This is a genomic window from Bacillus sp. FF-1, assembly GCF_028548245.1.
GTDB classification, from domain to species: Bacteria; Bacillota; Bacilli; order Bacillales; family Bacillaceae_G; genus Bacillus_A; species Bacillus_A paranthracis.
In genome coordinates, this window is sequence record NZ_JAQQGG010000007.1 from 18,284 (window position 1) to 38,404 (window position 20,121).

A 20,121-nucleotide genomic window follows, 5' to 3' on the forward strand; every position below is an offset into this window, starting at 1 on the left:
CATTTCATAGCAAATAAACTGAGTATGTGTCACATCCCCCACTAATGATTAAAAACTCAGAATGAAAACCAGTTAACACATATAAGAAAATAACGGGGTGAGGGGCATATGAATCAACAAGTAGAACAAACAGATTTAAAACGTACAATGAAAAGTAGACACCTATTTATGATTGCACTTGGTGGTGTTATCGGAACTGGCCTATTTATGGGATCTGGTCAAATCGTCCATAACGCCGGCCCTGGTGGTGCTATTCTTGCATTTTTAGTCGGTGGATTTGTTATGTATTTAACGATGTTATGTCTTGGTGAATTATCCGTAGCTATGCCAGAAGCAGGTTCATTCCAAAGCTATGCAAGCAAATTTATTTCACCTGGTTTTGGTTTTGTTGTCGGTTGGATGTATTGGTTAAATTGGGCTGTTACAGTTGGAGTAGAGTTAACAACTGTAAGTATTTTAATGAAACGATGGTTTCCAGACGTTTCTTCGTGGATTTGGTGTGTTACATTTGCGGCAGCACTCTTTCTTGTAAACGCTTTATCAGCAAAAGCATATGCAGAAGCAGAATTTTGGTTCGCAAGTGTAAAAGTCGCAACTATTGTTGTTTTCATCGTACTCGGTGGTGCGGTTATGTTCGGTTTACTAGACTTTAACGGAAAACCAGCTCCAATGCTTCACAATTTCACTGAAAATGGCGGCCTATTTCCAAATGGTGCATTAGCTGTTCTTCTTACAATGATTACAGTAAATTACTCCTTCCAAGGAACAGAATTAATCGGAATTGCTTCAGGAGAAAGTGAAAATCCTGAAAAAACAATTCCTAAAGCAATCAAAAATACCATTTGGCGCACATTATTCTTCTTCGTCCTAGCAATATCAGTTGTTGTAGGTTTACTCCCATGGCAAGAAGCTAATCTAGTCGAAAGTCCATTTGTACTTGTATTTGATGTAGCTGGTGTTCCATATGCAGCAGACATTATGAACTTTGTTATTATTACAGCTGTATTATCCGTAGCCAATTCTGGTCTATACGCAAATTCGCGTATGCTTTGGGCGATGGCAAAACAAGGAATGGCAAGTCCAGCATTTACGAAATTAACTAAAAAAGGTGTACCACTAAACGCATTGATTTTCAGTCTAATCTTTGCAAGTCTATCCCTATTAACAAGTGTATTTGCAGCAGATACTGTCTTTTTAGTTTTAACATCTATCGCAGCAATGGCTGCTGTTGTCGTTTGGATGTCAATTGCGGCTTCACAGTTTTTCTTCCGGAGAAACTTCGTGAAAAACGGTGGTGACATAAATGATTTAAAATATCGCACACCACTTTATCCGCTCGTTCCAATCGTAGCGTTCTCACTCAATTTCATTACATTTGTTAGTTTAGCTTTCATTCCAGATCAGAGAATTGCTCTTTATTGCGGCATTCCATTTATGGTCATTTGTTACATTTTATATCAAGTGAAATATAAAAAAATTGTCACATTTGAACAACAACAGACTATTTCACAAGAAATAAACTAAATATACGAAATATTCAGCTATCTTTCTTATGATAAGATAGCTTTTTTCTATTTCTTGGGTATCCTGGTATAACTTTATTTATCTTAAAATTTTCACAATCGCATTTTTCTCTGGAAAATAGTTTACAATGTAATCAAGTTACAAATGATATTCACCTTAAAAAGTGTGCATTTGTGTCTATTTTTTAACAATATCTCAAAAACTATTGCCTTCTATAAATTAATAGGTTTATATTGTTTTATTGGCATAGTTTCAATCCAAGGAGAAAGGAGATTTTCAATCGTGCAACTAAAGAAAGCGTTTTGGAAGTTGGCTTCGCTTCTTCCGTTATCATTACTTCTGTTCCTCGGTGGCTGTGATAAAAAACTCGCAGTATTAAATCCGCAAGGACCTGTTGCAAAAGCACAGTATGATTTAATTGTTTGGTCATTCTTGCTTATGTCATTAATTATCGCAATTGTATTCATCTTGTTTACAGTCATCTTGATTCGTTATCGTGAAAAACCAGAGAATATGGACTATGAGCCACCTGAACAACACGGTAACACATTATTAGAAATCATTTGGACGCTTGTTCCTGTTATTATCGTTATCGCATTATCGATTCCAACAGTAAAAGCAACTTATGCTTCGGAAGAGGTTCCGAAAGAGTCCAAACATATTAAACCAGTGGAGATTTATGTTACATCTGCAAACTGGAAATGGTTATTCAGTTACCCAGAGGAAAAAATTGAAACCGTTAACTATTTAAACATCCCAGCTGGTGTACCAATTCAATTCAAACTGACTTCTGTCGGCCCAATGAATGCTTTCTGGGTACCAGAACTTGGTGGTATGAAGTACACAATGGATGGCATGATTATGGACCTTTATTTACAAGCTGACAAACCAGGTTCTTACCTAGGTCGTAGCGCGAACTTCTCTGGTGAAGGATTTACTCACATGGAGTTCGAAGTTGAAGCAAAAACTAAAGAGAAATATGACAAGTGGGTTAAAGAAGTACAACAAACTGCTCCTAAACTAACAGAAGATAAGTACAACGAAATTGTTAAACCTGGTGTAGTTGGTCGTATGACATTCTCTAGCCATCACTTAAGTTATGTAGATCCAAAATCACTTGAATATTGTGATTACAACTACTACAAAAACAAAAAATAATAGCTATAATTCCAACAGATTGGAGTGAACACAGTGAAGCTTGATGAATTCTTTGTCACAGGTGACCCGATTATTTACGGTGCAGACGCTTCTATCGTTCTTGTGACATTAGCAATCATTTTCGTACTAACTAAGTATAAAAAATGGAAATGGCTTTGGGACGAATGGTTAACAACTGTTGACCATAAAAAGATTGGGGCCATGTATATTATCTCTGCGGTTATTATGTTATTCCGTGGTGGTATGGACGGTTTAATGATCCGTGCACAGTTAACATTCCCTGAAACAACTTATTTAAACGCTGAACACTATAACGGAATCTTCACAACCCATGGTACAGTTATGATTCTTTTCATGGCGATGCCATTCGTTATGGGATTAATGAACCTTGTAGTACCATTACAAATTGGTGCTCGTGACGTTGCATATCCGTTCTTAAATGCTTTAAGTTTCTGGTTATTCTTTGTCGGAGCAATGTTATTCAACATCGCTTTCGTAATCGGTGGTTCTCCAGACGCTGGGTGGACTTCTTACTTCCCAATGGCAGGTACAGAGTTTACTTCTGGTGTAGGAAATAACTACTACGCAATTGCATTACAGATTTCAGGTCTCGGTACGTTAATGACAGGTATTAACTTCCTTGTTACTATCTTAAAAATGCGTACACCTGGTATGACTTTAATGAGAATGCCAATGTTTACTTGGTCAATCTTAATTACAACGATTATCATCATTTTCGCTTTCCCAGTATTAACAGTTGCTCTTGCATTAATGACATTTGACCGTCTATTCGATGCTCACTTCTTTACGATGGCGAGCGGCGGTATGCCAATGTTATGGGCCAACCTATTCTGGGTATGGGGTCACCCTGAAGTATATATCGTTATTTTACCGGCATTCGGTATTTTCTCTGAAATCATTAGTACATTCTCACGTAAACGTCTATTCGGTTACAGTGCGATGGTATACTCAATGGTTGCAATTTCTTTACTAAGTTTCGTCGTATGGCTTCACCACTTCTTCACGATGGGTGCAGGTCCAGCGGTTAACTCATTCTTCTCGATTTCGACAATGGCGATTTCGATTCCAACCGGGGTTAAGATCTTTAACTGGTTGTTTACACTGTATAAAGGACGTATTCGTTTTACAGTTCCAATGCTTTGGTCATTGGCATTTATTCCAAACTTCGTAGTCGGTGGGGTTACAGGGGTTATGCTTGGTATGGCAGCAGCTGATTATCAGTACCATAACAGCTACTTCCTAATCGCTCACTTCCACTACGTATTAATCGCAGGTACAGTATTCGCTATGCTTGCTGGATTCACATTCTGGTATCCAAAAATGACTGGTCATATGTTAAATGAACGCCTAGGTAAATGGACATTCTGGATCTTTATGAGCGGATTCAACATCTGTTTCTTCCCAATGTACTTCTTAGGTTTAGACGGTATGACTCGTCGTATGTACACTTACTCTGAAAGTCTTGGATGGGGATGGCTAAACCAAATCGCATCTGTTGGTGCGGTAATGATGGGTATCGGCTTCCTACTTCTTTGCTACAACGTAATTTGGAGTGCTCGTCACGGTGAACGTGACACAACTGGAGATCCATGGGACGGCCGTACACTTGAATGGGCAACTCAATCTCCTGTACAACATTACAACTTCGCGAAACTTCCTGAAATCAAAGAAGCTGATGCTTTCTGGTACATGAAAAAACGCGGAGAAACAGTTACACCAGCAGCAGAAGACATCAAACCAATTCACATGCCAAGTAACTCTGGTGTGCCTATTATTGCGTCTGGATTCTTCGGTCTTGCAGGTTTCGCATTAGTATTTAGCTGGTTCTGGCTTGCAGCAATCGGCGGCATTGGTATTTTAGCTTGCTTAATCTATCGTTCATTCGATTACGATGAAGGTTACTATATTAGTGTTGATGAAATTAAAAAATCAGAACATGTAGCATGAGAGGTGAAATGATATGGCGGCTTTAGACAAAAGCTTACCTTTGGAATATCAATCCGAACAAAGCAGATTGAATATCCTAGGATTCTGGATTTTTCTTGGGGCTGAAATTATGCTGTTCGCAACACTTTTCGCCTCTTATCTAGTACTTGCTGGTCGTACGGCAGATGGCCCAACACCAGCACAACTGTTTGAACTTAAAACGCTTTTAATTCAAACATTATTACTTTTAACAAGTAGTTTCACATGTGGTATCGTGATTCACGAAATGCGTAAGCACAACCAAAAAGCAATGCTTGGATGGTTCGTCCTTACATTACTTTTAGGTGCAGGCTTCCTATTCTTCGAGATTGAAGAGTTCATTATGTATATTGGTGAAGGCGCAACAATTCAAACAAGTGCTTTCCTATCTGGATTCTTCGTTCTTCTTGGAACGCACGGAGCCCACGTAACAGGCGGTATCATTTGGGCAATTTGTGTTATTATCCAAATTTTAAAACGAGGTTTAACACCAGTTACAGCTCGTAAAGTATTCATTATCAGCTTATACTGGCATTTCCTTGATCTAGTTTGGGTCTTTATTTACACACTAGTTTACTTGAACGGGATGGTGGCGTAAATGGGTCAAAATAACAACCAAGCAAACGGGCATGCGCATAGCGGATTCCCTTGGTCACACGTTTTCGGATTTATTTTATCGCTTGCACTAACATTCCTAGCGCTATACGTGGCACTTTACACAGACCTGCCACTTTCAACGATCTTAACAACTATTATCGTAATGGCTGTTGCGCAAGCGTTGTTACAATTAATCATGTTCATGCACTTAAAAGAAGGAGAAGGAAGAGTTCAAGTTCTTACTATGATTTACAGTTTCTTCGTTGCAACTGCAACAGTTGGTTTAACTGTATGGATCTTCTTCTCAATGTAATGTACATGAAAAAGACTGCTGAGATTCCTCAGCAGTCTTTTTTTATTCCCTCCCCTATTACATCCACATTACGGAATTAACAACAGAATCATGAAAAATATACTTATTATGACAAATGTTAAGAAAACTCTTTCTTTATGAAATCGAATCCATATGCGTTGCTTTTCTACCTATTATATGGCTAAATAAGTACTATATTTATTTGAAGGGAGAGAACGCAATGGAACATCACACTTCTGTTCTATCACTTATGGTTGTCGTTGCAATCGCGTTTTTCGTTCCCCTTTTGTTACAACGCTTTAAATTAAAAGCACTTCCTGTCGTCGTTGCAGAAATCATCGCAGGAATCTTTGTAGGTAAAAGTGGGTTTAATATTATTGAGCCAGATATGTGGCTTCAAGTCTTATCGACACTAGGATTTATCTTTCTTATGTTTTTAAGCGGTTTAGAAATTGATTTTTCTATCTTTAAACAAAAAGGGAAAAAGAATACGACAAACGAACCAAACACATTTCAAGCAGCAAGTGTTATCTTCTTATTTATTTTCATCTTATCTTATGCCCTATCACTACTATTCGTATGGCTAGGATTTGTAGATAATGCAATGTTTATGACTTTAATTATTTCAACAATTTCTTTAGGTGTTGTCGTACCAACATTAAAAGAAAATAACTTAGGAAAAACCGCAATCGGACAAATCATTTTATTAGTCGCTGTTATTGCCGATTTAGTCACAATGATTTTACTTGCTGTATTCGTCGGATTAAATTCCGAAAGCGGCCAAAGCATGTGGCTCCTTCTTCTTCTATTCGGCGCTGGTATTGTTATTTACTTCGTTGCAAAACGTTTTAAAAACATTCCATACTTAGATAGCTTAAAAGCTGGTAGTGTACAAATTGATACAAGAGCTGTTTTTGCACTCATCTTAATATTAGTTGGGTTATCTGAATCCGTTGGAGCCGAAAATATTTTAGGTGCCTTCTTAGCAGGTGTACTCGTATCATTATTATCACCAAATGAAGATATGGTTGAAAAACTGGATTCTATCGGATACGGTTTCTTCATTCCTATTTTCTTCGTAATGGTTGGTGTAAATTTAGAGGTTTGGTCTATTTTTAAAGAGCCTTCTAGTATGCTAATGATCCCAATTTTAATTGTAGGACTCTTTATCTCAAAACTGTTACCATCACTCGTTTTACGAAAATGGTATCCACGTAATATCGTACTGGGGAGTGCCATCTTATTAACATCGACACTTTCTTTAGTTATTGCAGCTGCACAAATTGGTGAAAAACTAGGAATCATTAGTCCAAGTTTATCTGCCTCCCTTATTTTAAGCGCAGTTATTACTTGTATTTTCGCACCTATATTATTTAAAAAGATGTTCCCAAAAGTGGAAACACCAAAACCAAAAGTTTCAATTATTGGTGCGAGCAGAATTACCCTTCCGTTATCACTTGATTTAAAACGAGAAGATTATGACGTAACACTATATATGATGCGTCAAAATAAAATAAATGATGAGGAAGCGAAATCGCACGACTTCCCTATTGTGAAATTAGATGACATCACAATTGCATCATTAACCGAACAAACAGCATTTCATGCAGACCGCGTTGTTGTTGCAACAAGTGATGATGAACAAAACTTACTATTAGCAGAACATGCAAAAGAACTAGGTGTTGAACATGTTATTGCAAGTGTAGAAGATCCGCTTCTACAAGAAAAAGCAACACAAGAACATATCGCCGTATTCTCAACCATTAACTCTACACGTATTCTATTACGTGCGCTAATTGATAAACCGAGTCTCGTTCGCTTAATTACAACAGCAAACGAAACAGTCCGTGAAGTTGAACTACGAAGCAATAAATATAACGGCGTTGCACTTCGTCGCCTTCCGTTTTTAGGTGATGTACTAGTCATTCAAATTTATCGTGGGAATAAAGCATTAATCCCTCATGGTGATACAAGACTACAACACGGTGACACATTACTTGTAACAGGCTCAAAGGAACATATCGATACACTAAAAAGCATATTAGAATAGAAAAATGCCCCTTACATAATTAAGGGGCATTTTTTTCCATTCCATATGGTAAAATGTTACTATCACATATTATGAGGATGGATTACATTATGTCTATTATAACTTTAGCTCTCTTATTATTAGCAGAAATACTCGTTGCCATTATTCTCATCGGTGTTAGTATTGAAATTTGTAGTTACGGATGGAAAAGATCAAATGGAATAAAATACTCTTGCCTCTTACTTTCACTCCTTCTCGGAACCGCTAGTATACTCGGACTTTTCGCCGCACCTGCCTATTTCTTTATACAATTAACAGAAAAAGCCTTATAAGAAAGGATGTTAATATGATTACCGTGAAAAATATTGATGGATCTGAAACTTACGTATTACGTCAAAAAATTTTGCGCCCGAATCAAACATTAGCAGATTGTAAATACCCTTCTGACTATGAAACAGATACCTTTCACTTAGGCGCATTTATAAACGATCAACTTATTAGTATCGCTTCTTTCTCAAAGGAAATGCATCCCGACTTACAAGCAGGTATGCATTATCGTCTACGAGGAATGGCCACATTGCCTGAGTTTCGAAACAACCACGCTGGAAGCTCCTTAATTCAGAAAGCAGAACAAATCTTACAAGAGCGTCAATCAAATATATTATGGTGTAATGGCCGAATTAATGTGTCTGACTATTACAAGCGCTTAGGCTTCCAAGAACATGGTGAAATCTTTGAAATTGAACCAATTGGCCTTCATAAAGTACTGTATAAAAGAATATAAGAAAAGCTTTCCGCAATACGGGAAAGCTTTTCTTATATTTCAATCTTCACTTTTTATCTTTTTCATATATATGTATATAAACAGACTAGGAACTAAAAAACAAGCAAACATAATAAGTCCTGTCATACTAATTTCCTTTATCGAAATATCTGGTGTTACAACGATACAAATAGCTAAAATCCCAATAACAATACTTACCGGAATGAATAATAGTTTCATGAAATAGCTACGTGATACTCCCCCTGTATGCTCATACACTTCCACTGAATTTTTCAGATTTAAAAAGTTAATAACTACAATCCCACCCATAAATACCATTAATAAATCCGAAACACTTTCATATCCTGCATCTTGCAAAACGTAGCGATAAAAAACAATACCTAGTATGAAAATATTTTGTAAGATGAAAACTAATCTAATATGTTTTAACCCCTCAATCATTAAACGTTCATCTTTCACAATTTTCATCGAATCACTCCTTTTCCTCCCAAAACAAATCATTCAAAGTTTTATCTACTGCATAACAAATTTTCAAACATAAATCTAAAGACGGATTGTATTTGCCCTTCTCAATTAAACTAATCGTTTGCCTTGTAACGCCTACTTTTTCTGCTAATTGTTGCTGTGTTAAATCTAACTGAACACGCGCGACTTTTATTTTACTTACAGCCATTCATGTTCCCCCTCCATCCATATTGTAACATATATATTCCATTAAGTAATTTATATTTTGCGTGATTGATTATAGTTTCACTTTACCCCGCATTAACGGGCAGTAAGACTCCCTCCTAATAATTAAGCTAATAACCAGATATCCAGAGAGAGTCAAACTGCCCATAAAAGCCCGATTGGTTCAACTAATAATCAGTGGGGGATGAACAGAACCCCCACTGATTATAGTTTCACTTTATTATACACAAAAAAGGAGCCCCTCATAAGAAGCCCCCTCTCCTATATTATAAGAATAAATGACATCCAAATAAAATTGTAAATAAGTAGAGTAACGGATGTACCTCCATCCCTTTCCCTTTCACAATTTTTAAGACTGGATACACTAAAAATCCAATTGCAATTCCATTCGCAATACTAGACGTTAACGGAATACCAACGAAAATTAAAAATGCTGGTAATGCATCTTCAAATTCATTCCAATTAATATCACGAATACTTTGTGCCATTAAACTACCTACAATAATTAATGATGGAGCTGTAATAGCGGCTACACTTGATAAAGAAGCAATAACAGGGCTGAAGAATGCTGTTATAATCGTTAGGCCAACTACTACAATACCTGTTAATCCTGTTTTACCACCTGCAGCAATACCAGCTGAAGATTCAATCGTCGCTGCTGTTGGGCTTGTCCCAAAGATAGAACCTGTAGTACCGCCAATTGCATCCGCAATAAATGCTTTACCAAAACGTTTCTCTGTATTATCTGTAATTAAGCCTGCTTGTTTAATTAAACCGAGTAATGCTCCTGTTGTATCAAATAACAGTACAAGTAAAAATGAAAATACAACGCCATATAATCCGTATTCAATTACATCTGAAAAGGCGTTAATTGGATTTGAAACGATAATCCCCTCTGGTAAATGAGGCATCGCAACAATTTTATCCGTAAACTTCAGCTGCCCTGTAAAGAAGGCGATAATTCCTGTCACAATCATACTAATAAATAATGCACCGCTCACACGCAATGTCATTAATACCGCCGCTAAAATCAAACCAATTAAAGTTAAAATAACGGCTGGAGAATGGAAATCACCAATCGTAACTAAGTTAGATGGATGATCAACGATAATTCCAGATAGACGTAATCCAATAAAAGCAATAAATAACCCAATTCCACCTGCAATTGCATGTTTTAAACTATCAGGAATTGCGACAATAAGCTTTTGCCTAAATGAAGTGAAAGATAATAAAAGAAAAATGATACCTGTTACAAATACTGCTGAAAACGCAATGACATATGTAATCCCCTCTGCCTGTTGAACGACAGAATAAGCAAAATACGCATTCATTCCCATAGCTGGAGCAATAACAATTGGATAGTTAGCTAAAAACGCCATACATAGCGTCCCTACAACAGTCGCAATAATAGTTGCCGTAAAAGCTTGATCAAATGGTACACCTGCATCAGATAATATTTTCGGATTGATGACAAGAATATACGCAAATGTAAAAAAAGTTGTGATGCCAGCTAAAAGCTCTTGCTTCACAGAAGTGTTATATTTTTGTAATTGAAACATGGTTATGTACCCTTCCTACATCTGAATTATTATCACACATTCTTTTCTTACTAGTATGTGAGAAAATATAATACTTAATCTTAACAATCAATAAAAAGAAGAGTCAATATATTCGCTAATAGTTCGAATTTTAAGTTTAAGTCTGACAAGTACAGATGTAGTACAGTTAATAATGATTATTTTTGTAGCATAACAGATGGAAATGTTTTATAATTTGAAATAGTTAAATATTTAGTAAACGCATTCAAATATCGTTCACTCTACAAGGGGGATTCTTCTTATGCAGCACACAAACAAATCTGGAACTTTAAACCGAGGTTTAAAAGAACGACATATTACTTTAATGTCACTCGGTTCAGCTATTGGCGTTGGACTATTTTTAGGATCTGCTTCTGCTATTAAACTAGCTGGTCCTTCTATTTTACTAGGCTATATGATTGCTGGACTCGTTATTTTTTTCATTATGCGAGCACTCGGAGAAATGGCAATTGAACAACCTGTTGCTGGCTCTTTTAGTAAATATGCATATGATTATCTTGGACCACTAGCTGGCTATATTACCGGTTGGAACTACTGGTTCTTATGGGTTGTTACTTGCATGGCTGAAATTACGGCTGCTGGCATTTACATGCAGTACTGGTTCCCAGATATTCCGCGCTGGACTTGGGCTTTACTCGCTCTATTATTAATGAGTGCTTTCAACTTTTTATCTGTAAAAGTATTTGGAGAACTTGAATTTTGGTTTGCTCTCATTAAAATTGTCACAATTATCTGTATGATAGTAGTTGGGGCTGGTATTATTTTATTTGGCTTCGGAAACGGTGGTATCGCTACTGGCATTTCAAACCTTTGGTCACATGGTGGCTGGTTCCCAAATGGTTTTTCTGGGTTACTCCTCTCCATGCAAATGGTGCTATTCGCTTATTTAGGCGTTGAATTAATCGGCGTTACAGCGGGTGAAGCGCAAAACCCGAAAAAAACACTCGCAAAAGCAATCGATAACGTATTTTGGAGAATATTACTGTTCTACGTTGGGGCTCTATTCGTTATGATGGCAATTTATCCATGGAACGAACTTGGTGAGAAAGGAAGTCCATTTGTATTAACATTCCAGCAAATCGGTATCGCAAAAGCAGCAGGAATTATTAACTTCGTCGTATTAACAGCAGCTCTTTCTTCTTGTAATGGTGGTTTATTTAGTACAGGCCGCATGCTGTATACATTAGCTCAACAGAAAAAAGCTCCGGAAAGATTCGGTCGTTTAAATAAAAATGGCATTCCAAGTCAAGGAATTGTAGCAACAGCAATCGTTTTACTCGTTGGTGTTATATTAAACTATCTTGTGCCCGCAAAAGTATTTACATGGCTCACTAGTATTTCAACTTTCGGGGCAATTTGGACTTGGGGTATTATATTAGTCGCTCAAATTAAGTTCCGTAAAAGTTTGCCGACGCAAAACAAACAAAAGTTATCGTATAAAATGCCTTTATACCCATTAAGTTCATATTTCTCACTTGCTTTCCTTGCACTCGTATTATGTATAATGGCGTATTCAGAAGATACAAGGATTGCATTAATTGTTGGACCAATTTGGCTTATCGGTTTAGCTGTCGTGTATTACATGAAAGGTTTTCATAAAATTGATGAAACACCTAATTCAAAAATTGGTTAAGCAAAACATCCCTTCCTTATTACTTGGAAGGGATATTTTTATGCCTATATAAATATTTCTCAACAAATTTCACGGTATTTTTACAAATTTTTAATATTTTTTATGTTTTCCGTCTTTATTTTTACAGAAAAATAAATTACATTATTAAAGCACATATATTTATTATTAGGGGGATTCTTCTATGAAGAATAAAAAATGGATTACATTTTCTTTAGCAACAGCAATTACACTAAGCATAGGGGCTTCGTTCATACCATCTACTTATGCCGAAAGCTCTGTAGACCCAGCTCCTGAAATTGCTGCAAAAGTTGTAAATCAAAACAATGGGAAAAAAGTATTATTCGATAATACACACGGTCAAACTGCCGGGACTGCTGACTGGGTTATCGATGGTGGCTTTTCTGATTTCGGAAACGGCATTGCCCAAAACGGCTATCATGTAAAAGAACTACGTAAATCAACACCGATTACATACGAAGATTTAAAAGACTACAATGTGTTTATCGTTCCAGAAGCAAATATTCCTTACAAAAAATCTGAACAAGATGCTATGTTACAATACGTGAAAAATGGCGGTAGTATCTTCTTCATTGCCGATCATTATAATGCAGATCGTAATAAAAATCGTTGGGACTCTTCTGAAGTATTTAACGGATATAGACGCGGTGCTTGGGATAATCCAGCAAAAGGAATGTCTAACGAAGAAGCCAATTCACAAGCTATGCAAGGAGTAGAAAGCTCTGATTGGCTATCTGACAACTTCGGTATTCGCTTCCGCTATAATGCAATCGGTGATGTTTCCGCTAAAAATATTGTATCACCTGAACAATCATTCGGAATTACAGAAGGGGTTTCATCTGTAGCAATGCATGCTGGTTCTACTTTAGCAATTACAAATCCAAAACTAGCAAAAGGACTTGTTTATCTTCCAGAAAACCCAGCAAAATGGAATAACGCTGTTGATAGCGGTGTGTATAACGGCGGTGGTGTTGCAGAAGGTCCTTATGCTGCTATCGCAAAAGTAGGGCTTGGAAAAGCTGCCTTTATTGGAGACTCTTCTCCTGTTGAAGATGCTACGCCAAAATACGTTCGTGAAGACTCTGGCCAAACAAAGAAAACTTACGATGGATATAAAGAAGAAAACGATGCGATTTTACTAGAAAATATCGTAAATTGGCTATCGAAAAAAGAGACATTTACAAGTTTAGACCAAGTAAATGGTTTACAACTTGATTTACCTACCACTTTACAAACATTTGAACAACCAAGCTTATCAACTGAGCCACAACCTGAACCTTGGAGTGCGCCAAATGCAGGTTATCAATGGTTTAATACAAATACTTTTAAACCTGGTTCATATGGCTATAACGGTGCAGTAACAGCAAATGACTACGTAGTTACACACCCTAGCACTCTACCAAACAATGAAGTGTTCCAAATCAAAATTCAAGTAAATAACTTATTACCAAACACAACATACAATAATTATTCTTTAGGTATATTCACTACTGGCGGTACACAAGTAGCGAAAGTTCAAAATACAAATGGCACTTGGCCATCTACTTTCGGATATAGTAGTGCATTTTCTTTCACAACAAACAGCTTAGGTTCTGCTGAAAAAATTGTGAACGTACAAATCGATCCAAATACGACTGGACAAGCAACACTTCGTCTACGTCAAAATACAACAGCGAAATATAGTGAGACTGTAACGATTAATAAGAAATAATGAAAAAGGCAATCCGGATATGGATTGCCTTCTTCTCATTTCTCTTCTTTTGAGAAAAACATTCTTGAAATAACGATACCTATACTACCTACTATTAAGAATAACACTGCCCTAATCATCATTGAAACTTCTGGTAAGTCTAGAAGGAATAGCTTTCCTATCGTTACGACTAACACGACTAAGCCGGCATATAATATTTCATTCATATTTTTATTCCGGCCAAGCCAAACTGCAAATAATGCATACACCATCCATAATAACGATACAGATACACTTATTATGCTTCCATCTGTGGACAAAACTTCACCGATTCTAGTAATTGTAATAAATACAATCACCATAAACCAATAGAGTGCTATAGAATACACATACTTGCCAAAGCTCGCTAATACTTCTTTCGCTTGTCTCATGCAATAATAGAACGTTCCTATTAAAATAAGATGAGCAACAAAGCCTGCCGAAATAAATTGATCAAACGGGCTAAAAATCGTCTGTATCATTCCAATTGCGTAAACCGTCGCACTAACATACAATTTTATCTGTTGTTTTCCTTTAATAGAAGTAAACATACCGAGGAAACCTTGTAATAATAGTACAATCGCTGCATTCACTAAACTATACTCATATAAAATCGCTAAACTAAATGCTCCCATTGCGAAACCAAATAAAAGATTTGTAAATGTAGAATGTCTATCCTTCCTATATTCAAACACGAACATAATAGCGTGTACGAGTGCACTTATCATTAATCCCCATGTTGTAAATTCATGTATTTTTGAAATAGCTAATATAAAAAAGACTGCATTCGCACTAAATATCGCCAAGCGTGGCTCTACTATAAAACTTCTCTCTGTAAACATATGCCAAAATAATAGTAAGTGAATTAAACCATAAACTACTGTTAACTGGACTTGCAAATCCTCTACTAACATTGACATAACAGCAAAGAAGACAAAAAGAACAATAGCAGCAACAACATAAGAAATCATATATAAATACTGATAACGATTTTTCAACGCATACCATAATAAGCTGAGCGTTAGTATCGTCTCATATCCAAAGAAAATATACGGATTAGGAGTCGTACTATTTAATAAGAACGGCACGAAGAAAGCTCCTACCGCTACAAAGATAGTAAGATATTCCGATTGATACCTCTTCGCTATATAAATACCTAAAATGACCCATGCGATATTACATAGAAACGCGACACTCGCTGGAATAAATCCATATAAATAATGTGCCGCAAATGTCGTTAAAACTATACCCGTAATACTTCCTCCTGCTAATACTAACCCTAACGCTTGCCGCTCGCGTTTAATTTGAATATCCCCTATATAATAAAAACCGATTGATAGGACAATACCAAACACAATTCGTATTGCTGGTGTTAATAATCCCGCATCTACCCCTGCTTTAAATAACCAAATTACTCCAAGCAACATAATACCGACAAATATGCGCGGTAACCACGTTTGGCAAAACTTAATAATATTAAATGGTTCTCGTTTAAAAGCAGATATATCCACTTGTTTTACCTCACGTTCTTGCACAGGCTCTTTTATTCTAACTACTTCTTCTTTTTGTTTTTCCTCCATCACCGTTTCAATATATTCTTTCTTTTCCTTACTAACATGTTGCTTAGCATTTTCTGCTTCTATTTCTCTTTGTTTGGCTTTCAATTCAAAAAGTGCTTCTTGAATCGTTTCAATTGCCGTTTCGAGTGCTTCTATTTTCTTATTCAAATCCTCCTTCATACGCTCCCCCCTTATCCGTTCAAAACCTATATATTACCAATTACCTTTATCATACTCTTAGTCTATTCATTTTCAATACTATTTTTCCAAAAAAGAAAGGTGTTTTCCGAAATTGGAAAACACCTTTCTTTTATTTCTTCTTATTTAATACAACACCAATACAAGCACCTATAATAGCTGGAACAATCCATCCTACACCTTCTGTATAAAACGGAATGTACTTTAATACTGATGTCCACTGATTCATCATCACATTTTTATTGAAAATATCAACTGCACTAAACACCGCTACAATTCCAACAGTTACTGTATATACGTATGCATACTTCTCAATATACTTATGGAATAGCCCTAAAATAATAAGCGTTAATGCAACTGGATAAATAAATCCAAGAATCGGTACTGATACTTTTAAAATTTGTGTTAATCCTAAATTAGCTAAAATCATACTAACAAAACTTAATATAAATGCCCAAACTTTATAAGCTACTTTCGGAAATGCACTTGCGAAAAATTGACTACAAGATGTAACAAGTCCGATTGAAACACATAAACACGCGATCGTAAAAATAAGACCTAATAAAACGACTCCACCTTGTCCAAATAATGTAGTCATCACTTGTGCTAACACTTGCGCGCCATTATCAAATGTCCCCAATGAACCACTCATTGAACCGACATATCCAAGTATGACATAAATAATAGATAATAATAGTCCTGCACCAATTCCAGCAATACTCATATATTTCGCTAAACCTTTATCATCTTCAATACCTTTTGCACGAAGAGCATTTGCAATCACAATCCCAAAAATTAAAGCTGCTAATGCATCCATCGTTAAATATCCATCTAAAAACCCTTGGAACATAGGCGCTTGTCCATAATTTCCAGCAGCCTCTTTCACACTACCTACTGATGTAAACATGCTTTTTATAAAGATAAGAGCAATCATACCTAATAATAACGGTGTTAAAACTTTTCCGAACAATCCCATTAATTTAGACGGTGATAAACTTAACCAGTACACAATACTAAAGAAAATAACTGTGTAACATAATAAGACTACGCTACCCGCTTCCGGAAATAGCTGACCCGGTCCCATTTCAAAAGCTAGACTTCCTGCACGCGGAATACCAAGGCCTGGTCCAATAAATACATACACGATACACGGAAAAATAATGGCGAATGAAGAATGAACTCTACCCGCTAGCGTTTGAAAACTTCCTGCTTTTGCAATCGCAATAACTCCCAATATCGGAAGACCTGTTGCTGATATAATAAACCCTACTAATGAAATCCACACATGTTCTCCTGCTTCATACCCAAGAAAAGGTGGAAATATAAGATTCCCCGCTCCAAAGAACATCGAGAATAACATAAGACTAATAAGTAAAATTTCTTTTTTCTGTAACAATTTCATTTCTTTCTCCTTCTTTAATTTCATCTTTTATGAAATCAATTTCACATATAAAAAAGTGCAATAAACCGCTTCTTTACAAAGAAAACATAGTCCATAGTCTAACATAAAAGAAACACTCATTCTATAGCTATATCCCTTTTCCAATTTCTTCTGAAAAATCAACCTTTATTGACTTATAATAGTTAATAAAGTAAAATATTAAATGTACAAAATTATTAACTTTGTTTTTGTTTGTGTCAGGAGGAAAATAACATGGAATCAGCGATACAACTAGAAAGAGAACAACAAAGAAAAAAGAAACATCCTCCAGGTTTATACTTACTCTTCTTTACAGAAATGTGGGAAAGATTTAGTTACTATGGATTACGAGGATTATTAACATTATATTTAACGACAGCTTTAGTAAGCGGTGGTCTTGGGTTTAGTCCTGGATGGGCACTCTCTATTTACGGATTTTACACTGGAGCCTGTTATTTCACACCGATGATTGGTGGATACTTAACAGACCGTTTTCTAGGTAGACGAAAAGCGATCACAATTGGTGGTATAACAATGGCAATCGGTAACCTTACACTATTTGCCTTACAAAACCAAGTCGGCCTATACCTCGGATTAGCGCTTATTATTATCGGTAATGGATTCTTCAAACCGAACATCTCTACACTGGTTGGGGAATTATACGAAGAGAACGATCCAAAACGTGATAGTGCATTTACCATTTTCTATATGGGTATTAATGTCGGATCATTTTTAGCTCCACTCGTTTGCGGATTTTTATCAGAAAATTTATTCAAAACAACGGTTGATGGCGTTGTACATTACGGATTCCGTTACGGATTCTTAGCCGCTTCAATCGGAATGATCATTGGACAAATTTTATTTACAACACTATCCAATCGCTTCCTTGGTGATATCGGTAAAAAACCAACTCGCGATTTACAAACAACAGATGGACAACCATCAGTAGGAGATACACCTTTAACAAAAAAAGAAAAACAACGTACTGCAGTTATCGTCATTTTAACATGCTTCGTTGTCTTCTTCTGGGCTGGCTTTGAACAAGCTGGTAGTTCATTAACATTATATACAAACAAATTTGTAGACCGCTCTGTGTTCGGATGGGAAGTTCCAACATCTTGGTTCCAATCGGTCAATCCATTATTTATTATTTTACTTGCTCCAGTTATTTCGGCATTATGGGCAAAACTTGCAACTCGCAAGCGCGGGGATTTAAAAATCCCAACTAAAATGGGACTTGGTATGATCTTGCTCGGTATCGGTTATATCATTCTCGTTATTGCTACATTAAAAACAGGTAGTGATGAACATAACATTACAGAAAAAGCAAACTTACTATTTATCGTCTTTACGTATCTTTTCCATACGTTAGGTGAGCTATTCTTATCACCTGTTGGACTATCAATGGTTAGTGCGCTTGCCCCAGTAAAACTTGCTTCTTTATTAATGGGAGTATGGTTAGCAAGCTCAGGAATCGCTAACATTTTAGGTGGACAACTTGCAAGCTTCACAACTTCACTTGGATATGCTGAAGTATTTACAGTAATTGGCGCTGTAGCAATTGTATTAGGCTGCGTTTTATTACTAATTTCTAAGAAGTTAGTGAAATGGATGGATTAAAAAAGATGAGGGGAAATCCCTCATCTTTTTTATGCATTCTTACCTTTTTCTATCGCTTGTTCGTACAGATTTTTATGTTCTTTATATTCACTTGGCACAAAATTCTTATAGAAGAATGCAAGCCAACTGTCTCCTTTTTTATATCCTTCTTCTCTAATTTCTGCTGCTTTTTTATTTGATTTAAATCCTTCAATAAACCACTTCTTTAACGATTCATTTTTTTCATATTTAGCAGGAACTTTCAAATCATAGTTTTCAAATGCATACTTATAGCCAGCCTTTTCTACTGCTTTTTTTGTAGATTTATAACCCTTTTCATAAGCTGTTTCATACGCCTTCACGTACACATCTTTCTCTCTATTTCCGGGGTTCTTTCCGGCTAATTCCTTACCTGCCTTTTCCCCCAGTTCAGCTTGCTCTTTTTCAATTTTTTCTGTTCTTTCTTTATTCCCTACTTGGAAACCTTCTGCAAAATTCGGCTTAAACTCTGGAGCAATTTGACTATCTTCCATCGTCTCTTGTGCTAAACCTTGCTCTTTTCCTTTTTCAAAATTCGTTTTCTTCTGCTCTTCTAAAGACCAAGATGCAGCATAAGCAATTTTGAATGCTTCTTTATATGTATCTGATTTTCCAGCTAAATGTGATTCTGCATCATTTTTCCCTGCTTTAAAATCAATCTCTCCATTTTTTTGTCCCTCAAGCTGTCCTTTTTCCATATCAGCTTGACGTTGTGCTTCCTCTTGCTTACGTGCTTCTTCCGCTTTTCTTTGTTCTTCAGCTACACGTTGTCTCTCTGCCTCTGCTTTTCTTTGTTCCTCCGCTACACGTTGTCTCTCTTCTTCAGCTTTACGCTGCGCCTCTGCAGCACGTTGTTTTTCAGCCTCAGCATTGCGCTGTGCTTCTGCTTGTCTTTCAGCTTCTACAGCACCATTATTATTTTGACTAGGAGCTGGACTTGTTGCACCACTACTAGAAGCTGGCTTATTGTGATAATGATATTCCCCGTACTGCAATCCCCATTTTTCACAATTTGTACGACACGTATGTCCCCCATTAGCATCTGTACGTCCTGGATGCGCATAGGCTGAAATTGGAGCTACCAATAACGCTACACTTGTTGTTAAAAGAAGTTTCTTCACCTGTTGTTTCACTCTTGTTCCTCCCAAAATCTTGAATTCTAACTTTATTATACATAAATAGAAAAATACTTAAATACCAACTAAAATATTCTATTATTTCTCAACATTAGTAAAAAAGAAGGTCAA

General features: G+C 36.4%; 17 protein-coding genes. 11 read left to right on the top strand and 6 right to left on the bottom strand.

The window, feature by feature from the left end:
* Window positions 1-108 precede the first annotated feature (108 nt).
* The 8 genes from PQF83_RS21030 to PQF83_RS21065 all read left to right on the top strand — a co-directional run bounded on the left by PQF83_RS21030 (window position 109) and on the right by PQF83_RS21065 (window position 8,391).
* Entirely contained in the window at window positions 109-1,524 is a 1,416-nt protein-coding gene (locus tag PQF83_RS21030; RefSeq protein WP_001076078.1) for an amino acid permease, read from the top strand.
* A 282-nt stretch (window positions 1,525-1,806) separates the two neighbouring features.
* Window positions 1,807-2,682, top strand: a complete 876-nt coding sequence (locus PQF83_RS21035) for a cytochrome aa3 quinol oxidase subunit II (protein ID WP_001176167.1) — start codon at window positions 1,807-1,809, stop codon at window positions 2,680-2,682.
* Window positions 2,683-2,715: 33 nt separating this feature from the next.
* Window positions 2,716-4,650 (top strand): cytochrome aa3 quinol oxidase subunit I, encoded by a 1,935-nt coding sequence (gene qoxB / locus PQF83_RS21040; RefSeq protein WP_000762372.1) that lies wholly within the window; start codon window positions 2,716-2,718, stop codon window positions 4,648-4,650.
* Between the two features lie 13 nt (window positions 4,651-4,663).
* On the top strand, window positions 4,664-5,266 hold the full coding sequence (qoxC, locus tag PQF83_RS21045) for a cytochrome aa3 quinol oxidase subunit III (RefSeq protein ID WP_000729317.1): 603 nt from the start codon (window positions 4,664-4,666) through the stop codon (window positions 5,264-5,266).
* Window positions 5,267-5,578 (top strand): cytochrome aa3 quinol oxidase subunit IV, encoded by a 312-nt coding sequence (gene qoxD, locus PQF83_RS21050; RefSeq protein ID WP_000531377.1) that lies wholly within the window; start codon window positions 5,267-5,269, stop codon window positions 5,576-5,578. It abuts the gene before it with no gap.
* Between the two features lie 220 nt (window positions 5,579-5,798).
* On the top strand, window positions 5,799-7,628 hold the full coding sequence (locus PQF83_RS21055) for a monovalent cation:proton antiporter family protein (protein WP_000399995.1): 1,830 nt from the start codon (window positions 5,799-5,801) through the stop codon (window positions 7,626-7,628).
* Window positions 7,629-7,681: 53 nt separating this feature from the next.
* The gene (locus tag PQF83_RS21060; RefSeq protein WP_001996702.1) at window positions 7,682-7,939 is read left to right on the top strand and encodes a DUF4022 family protein; all 258 of its coding nucleotides are present in this window, start codon (window positions 7,682-7,684) and stop codon (window positions 7,937-7,939) included.
* A gap of 14 nt (window positions 7,940-7,953) precedes the next feature.
* The gene (locus PQF83_RS21065; protein WP_000633749.1) at window positions 7,954-8,391 is read left to right on the top strand and encodes a GNAT family N-acetyltransferase; all 438 of its coding nucleotides are present in this window, start codon (window positions 7,954-7,956) and stop codon (window positions 8,389-8,391) included.
* 39 nt (window positions 8,392-8,430) lie between these two features.
* Here the strand turns inward: PQF83_RS21065 and PQF83_RS21070 are convergent, their stop codons facing one another.
* The 3 genes from PQF83_RS21070 to PQF83_RS21080 form a co-directional block, all read right to left on the bottom strand.
* Window positions 8,431-8,859: a hypothetical protein gene (locus PQF83_RS21070; protein WP_000706636.1), complete on the bottom strand. Its 429-nt coding sequence runs from the start codon at window positions 8,857-8,859 to the stop codon at window positions 8,431-8,433.
* Between the two features lie 4 nt (window positions 8,860-8,863).
* On the bottom strand, window positions 8,864-9,064 hold the full coding sequence (locus PQF83_RS21075) for a helix-turn-helix transcriptional regulator (RefSeq protein WP_000301182.1): 201 nt from the start codon (window positions 9,062-9,064) through the stop codon (window positions 8,864-8,866).
* A 283-nt stretch (window positions 9,065-9,347) separates the two neighbouring features.
* Window positions 9,348-10,640 carry an NCS2 family permease gene (locus tag PQF83_RS21080; protein WP_000487209.1) on the bottom strand — a complete coding sequence of 431 codons (1,293 nt, stop codon included), beginning with the start codon at window positions 10,638-10,640 and terminating at the stop codon, window positions 9,348-9,350.
* A gap of 280 nt (window positions 10,641-10,920) precedes the next feature.
* On the opposite strand from PQF83_RS21080, the gene PQF83_RS21085 reads away from it, so the two are divergent.
* Both PQF83_RS21085 and PQF83_RS21090 read left to right on the top strand, forming a co-directional pair.
* On the top strand, window positions 10,921-12,312 hold the full coding sequence (locus PQF83_RS21085) for an amino acid permease (RefSeq protein WP_001164905.1): 1,392 nt from the start codon (window positions 10,921-10,923) through the stop codon (window positions 12,310-12,312).
* A gap of 181 nt (window positions 12,313-12,493) precedes the next feature.
* A complete protein-coding gene (locus PQF83_RS21090; RefSeq protein WP_000791493.1) occupies window positions 12,494-14,041 on the top strand; it encodes a DNA-binding protein in 1,548 nt (515 codons plus the stop codon).
* 35 nt (window positions 14,042-14,076) lie between these two features.
* On the opposite strand, the gene PQF83_RS21095 is transcribed toward PQF83_RS21090, so the two are convergent.
* Together PQF83_RS21095 and brnQ1 are read right to left on the bottom strand one after the other, a co-directional pair.
* On the bottom strand, window positions 14,077-15,798 hold the full coding sequence (locus tag PQF83_RS21095) for a DUF2339 domain-containing protein (RefSeq protein ID WP_000656718.1): 1,722 nt from the start codon (window positions 15,796-15,798) through the stop codon (window positions 14,077-14,079).
* Between the two features lie 130 nt (window positions 15,799-15,928).
* Entirely contained in the window at window positions 15,929-17,218 is a 1,290-nt protein-coding gene (brnQ1, locus tag PQF83_RS21100) for a branched-chain amino acid transport system II carrier protein BrnQ1 (RefSeq protein WP_000771678.1), read from the bottom strand.
* A 252-nt stretch (window positions 17,219-17,470) separates the two neighbouring features.
* On the opposite strand from brnQ1, the gene PQF83_RS21105 reads away from it, so the two are divergent.
* Window positions 17,471-18,856 (top strand): peptide MFS transporter, encoded by a 1,386-nt coding sequence (locus PQF83_RS21105; protein WP_000443153.1) that lies wholly within the window; start codon window positions 17,471-17,473, stop codon window positions 18,854-18,856.
* 29 nt (window positions 18,857-18,885) lie between these two features.
* On the opposite strand, the gene PQF83_RS21110 is transcribed toward PQF83_RS21105, so the two are convergent.
* Window positions 18,886-20,007 carry a YHYH domain-containing protein gene (locus tag PQF83_RS21110; RefSeq protein WP_000813414.1) on the bottom strand — a complete coding sequence of 374 codons (1,122 nt, stop codon included), beginning with the start codon at window positions 20,005-20,007 and terminating at the stop codon, window positions 18,886-18,888.
* Window positions 20,008-20,121: the final 114 nt, after the last annotated feature.

What these genes read in the sequence shown, in the direction of transcription:
- PQF83_RS21030 (WP_001076078.1), top strand. Translation starts at nt 109, where the DNA reads ATGAATCAACAAGTAGAACAAACAGATTTAAAACGTACAATGAAAAGT.
- qoxC (WP_000729317.1), top strand. Translation starts at nt 4,664, where the DNA reads ATGGCGGCTTTAGACAAAAGCTTACCTTTGGAATATCAATCCGAACAA.
- qoxD (WP_000531377.1), top strand. Translation starts at nt 5,267, where the DNA reads ATGGGTCAAAATAACAACCAAGCAAACGGGCATGCGCATAGCGGATTC.
- PQF83_RS21055 (WP_000399995.1), top strand. Translation starts at nt 5,799, where the DNA reads ATGGAACATCACACTTCTGTTCTATCACTTATGGTTGTCGTTGCAATC.
- PQF83_RS21060 (WP_001996702.1), top strand. Translation starts at nt 7,682, where the DNA reads ATGTTACTATCACATATTATGAGGATGGATTACATTATGTCTATTATA.
- PQF83_RS21065 (WP_000633749.1), top strand. Translation starts at nt 7,954, where the DNA reads ATGATTACCGTGAAAAATATTGATGGATCTGAAACTTACGTATTACGT.
- PQF83_RS21070 (WP_000706636.1), bottom strand. Translation starts at nt 8,859, where the DNA reads ATGAAAATTGTGAAAGATGAACGTTTAATGATTGAGGGGTTAAAACAT.
- PQF83_RS21075 (WP_000301182.1), bottom strand. Translation starts at nt 9,064, where the DNA reads ATGGCTGTAAGTAAAATAAAAGTCGCGCGTGTTCAGTTAGATTTAACA.
- PQF83_RS21080 (WP_000487209.1), bottom strand. Translation starts at nt 10,640, where the DNA reads ATGTTTCAATTACAAAAATATAACACTTCTGTGAAGCAAGAGCTTTTA.
- PQF83_RS21085 (WP_001164905.1), top strand. Translation starts at nt 10,921, where the DNA reads ATGCAGCACACAAACAAATCTGGAACTTTAAACCGAGGTTTAAAAGAA.
- PQF83_RS21090 (WP_000791493.1), top strand. Translation starts at nt 12,494, where the DNA reads ATGAAGAATAAAAAATGGATTACATTTTCTTTAGCAACAGCAATTACA.
- PQF83_RS21095 (WP_000656718.1), bottom strand. Translation starts at nt 15,798, where the DNA reads ATGAAGGAGGATTTGAATAAGAAAATAGAAGCACTCGAAACGGCAATT.
- brnQ1 (WP_000771678.1), bottom strand. Translation starts at nt 17,218, where the DNA reads ATGAAATTGTTACAGAAAAAAGAAATTTTACTTATTAGTCTTATGTTA.
- PQF83_RS21105 (WP_000443153.1), top strand. Translation starts at nt 17,471, where the DNA reads ATGGAATCAGCGATACAACTAGAAAGAGAACAACAAAGAAAAAAGAAA.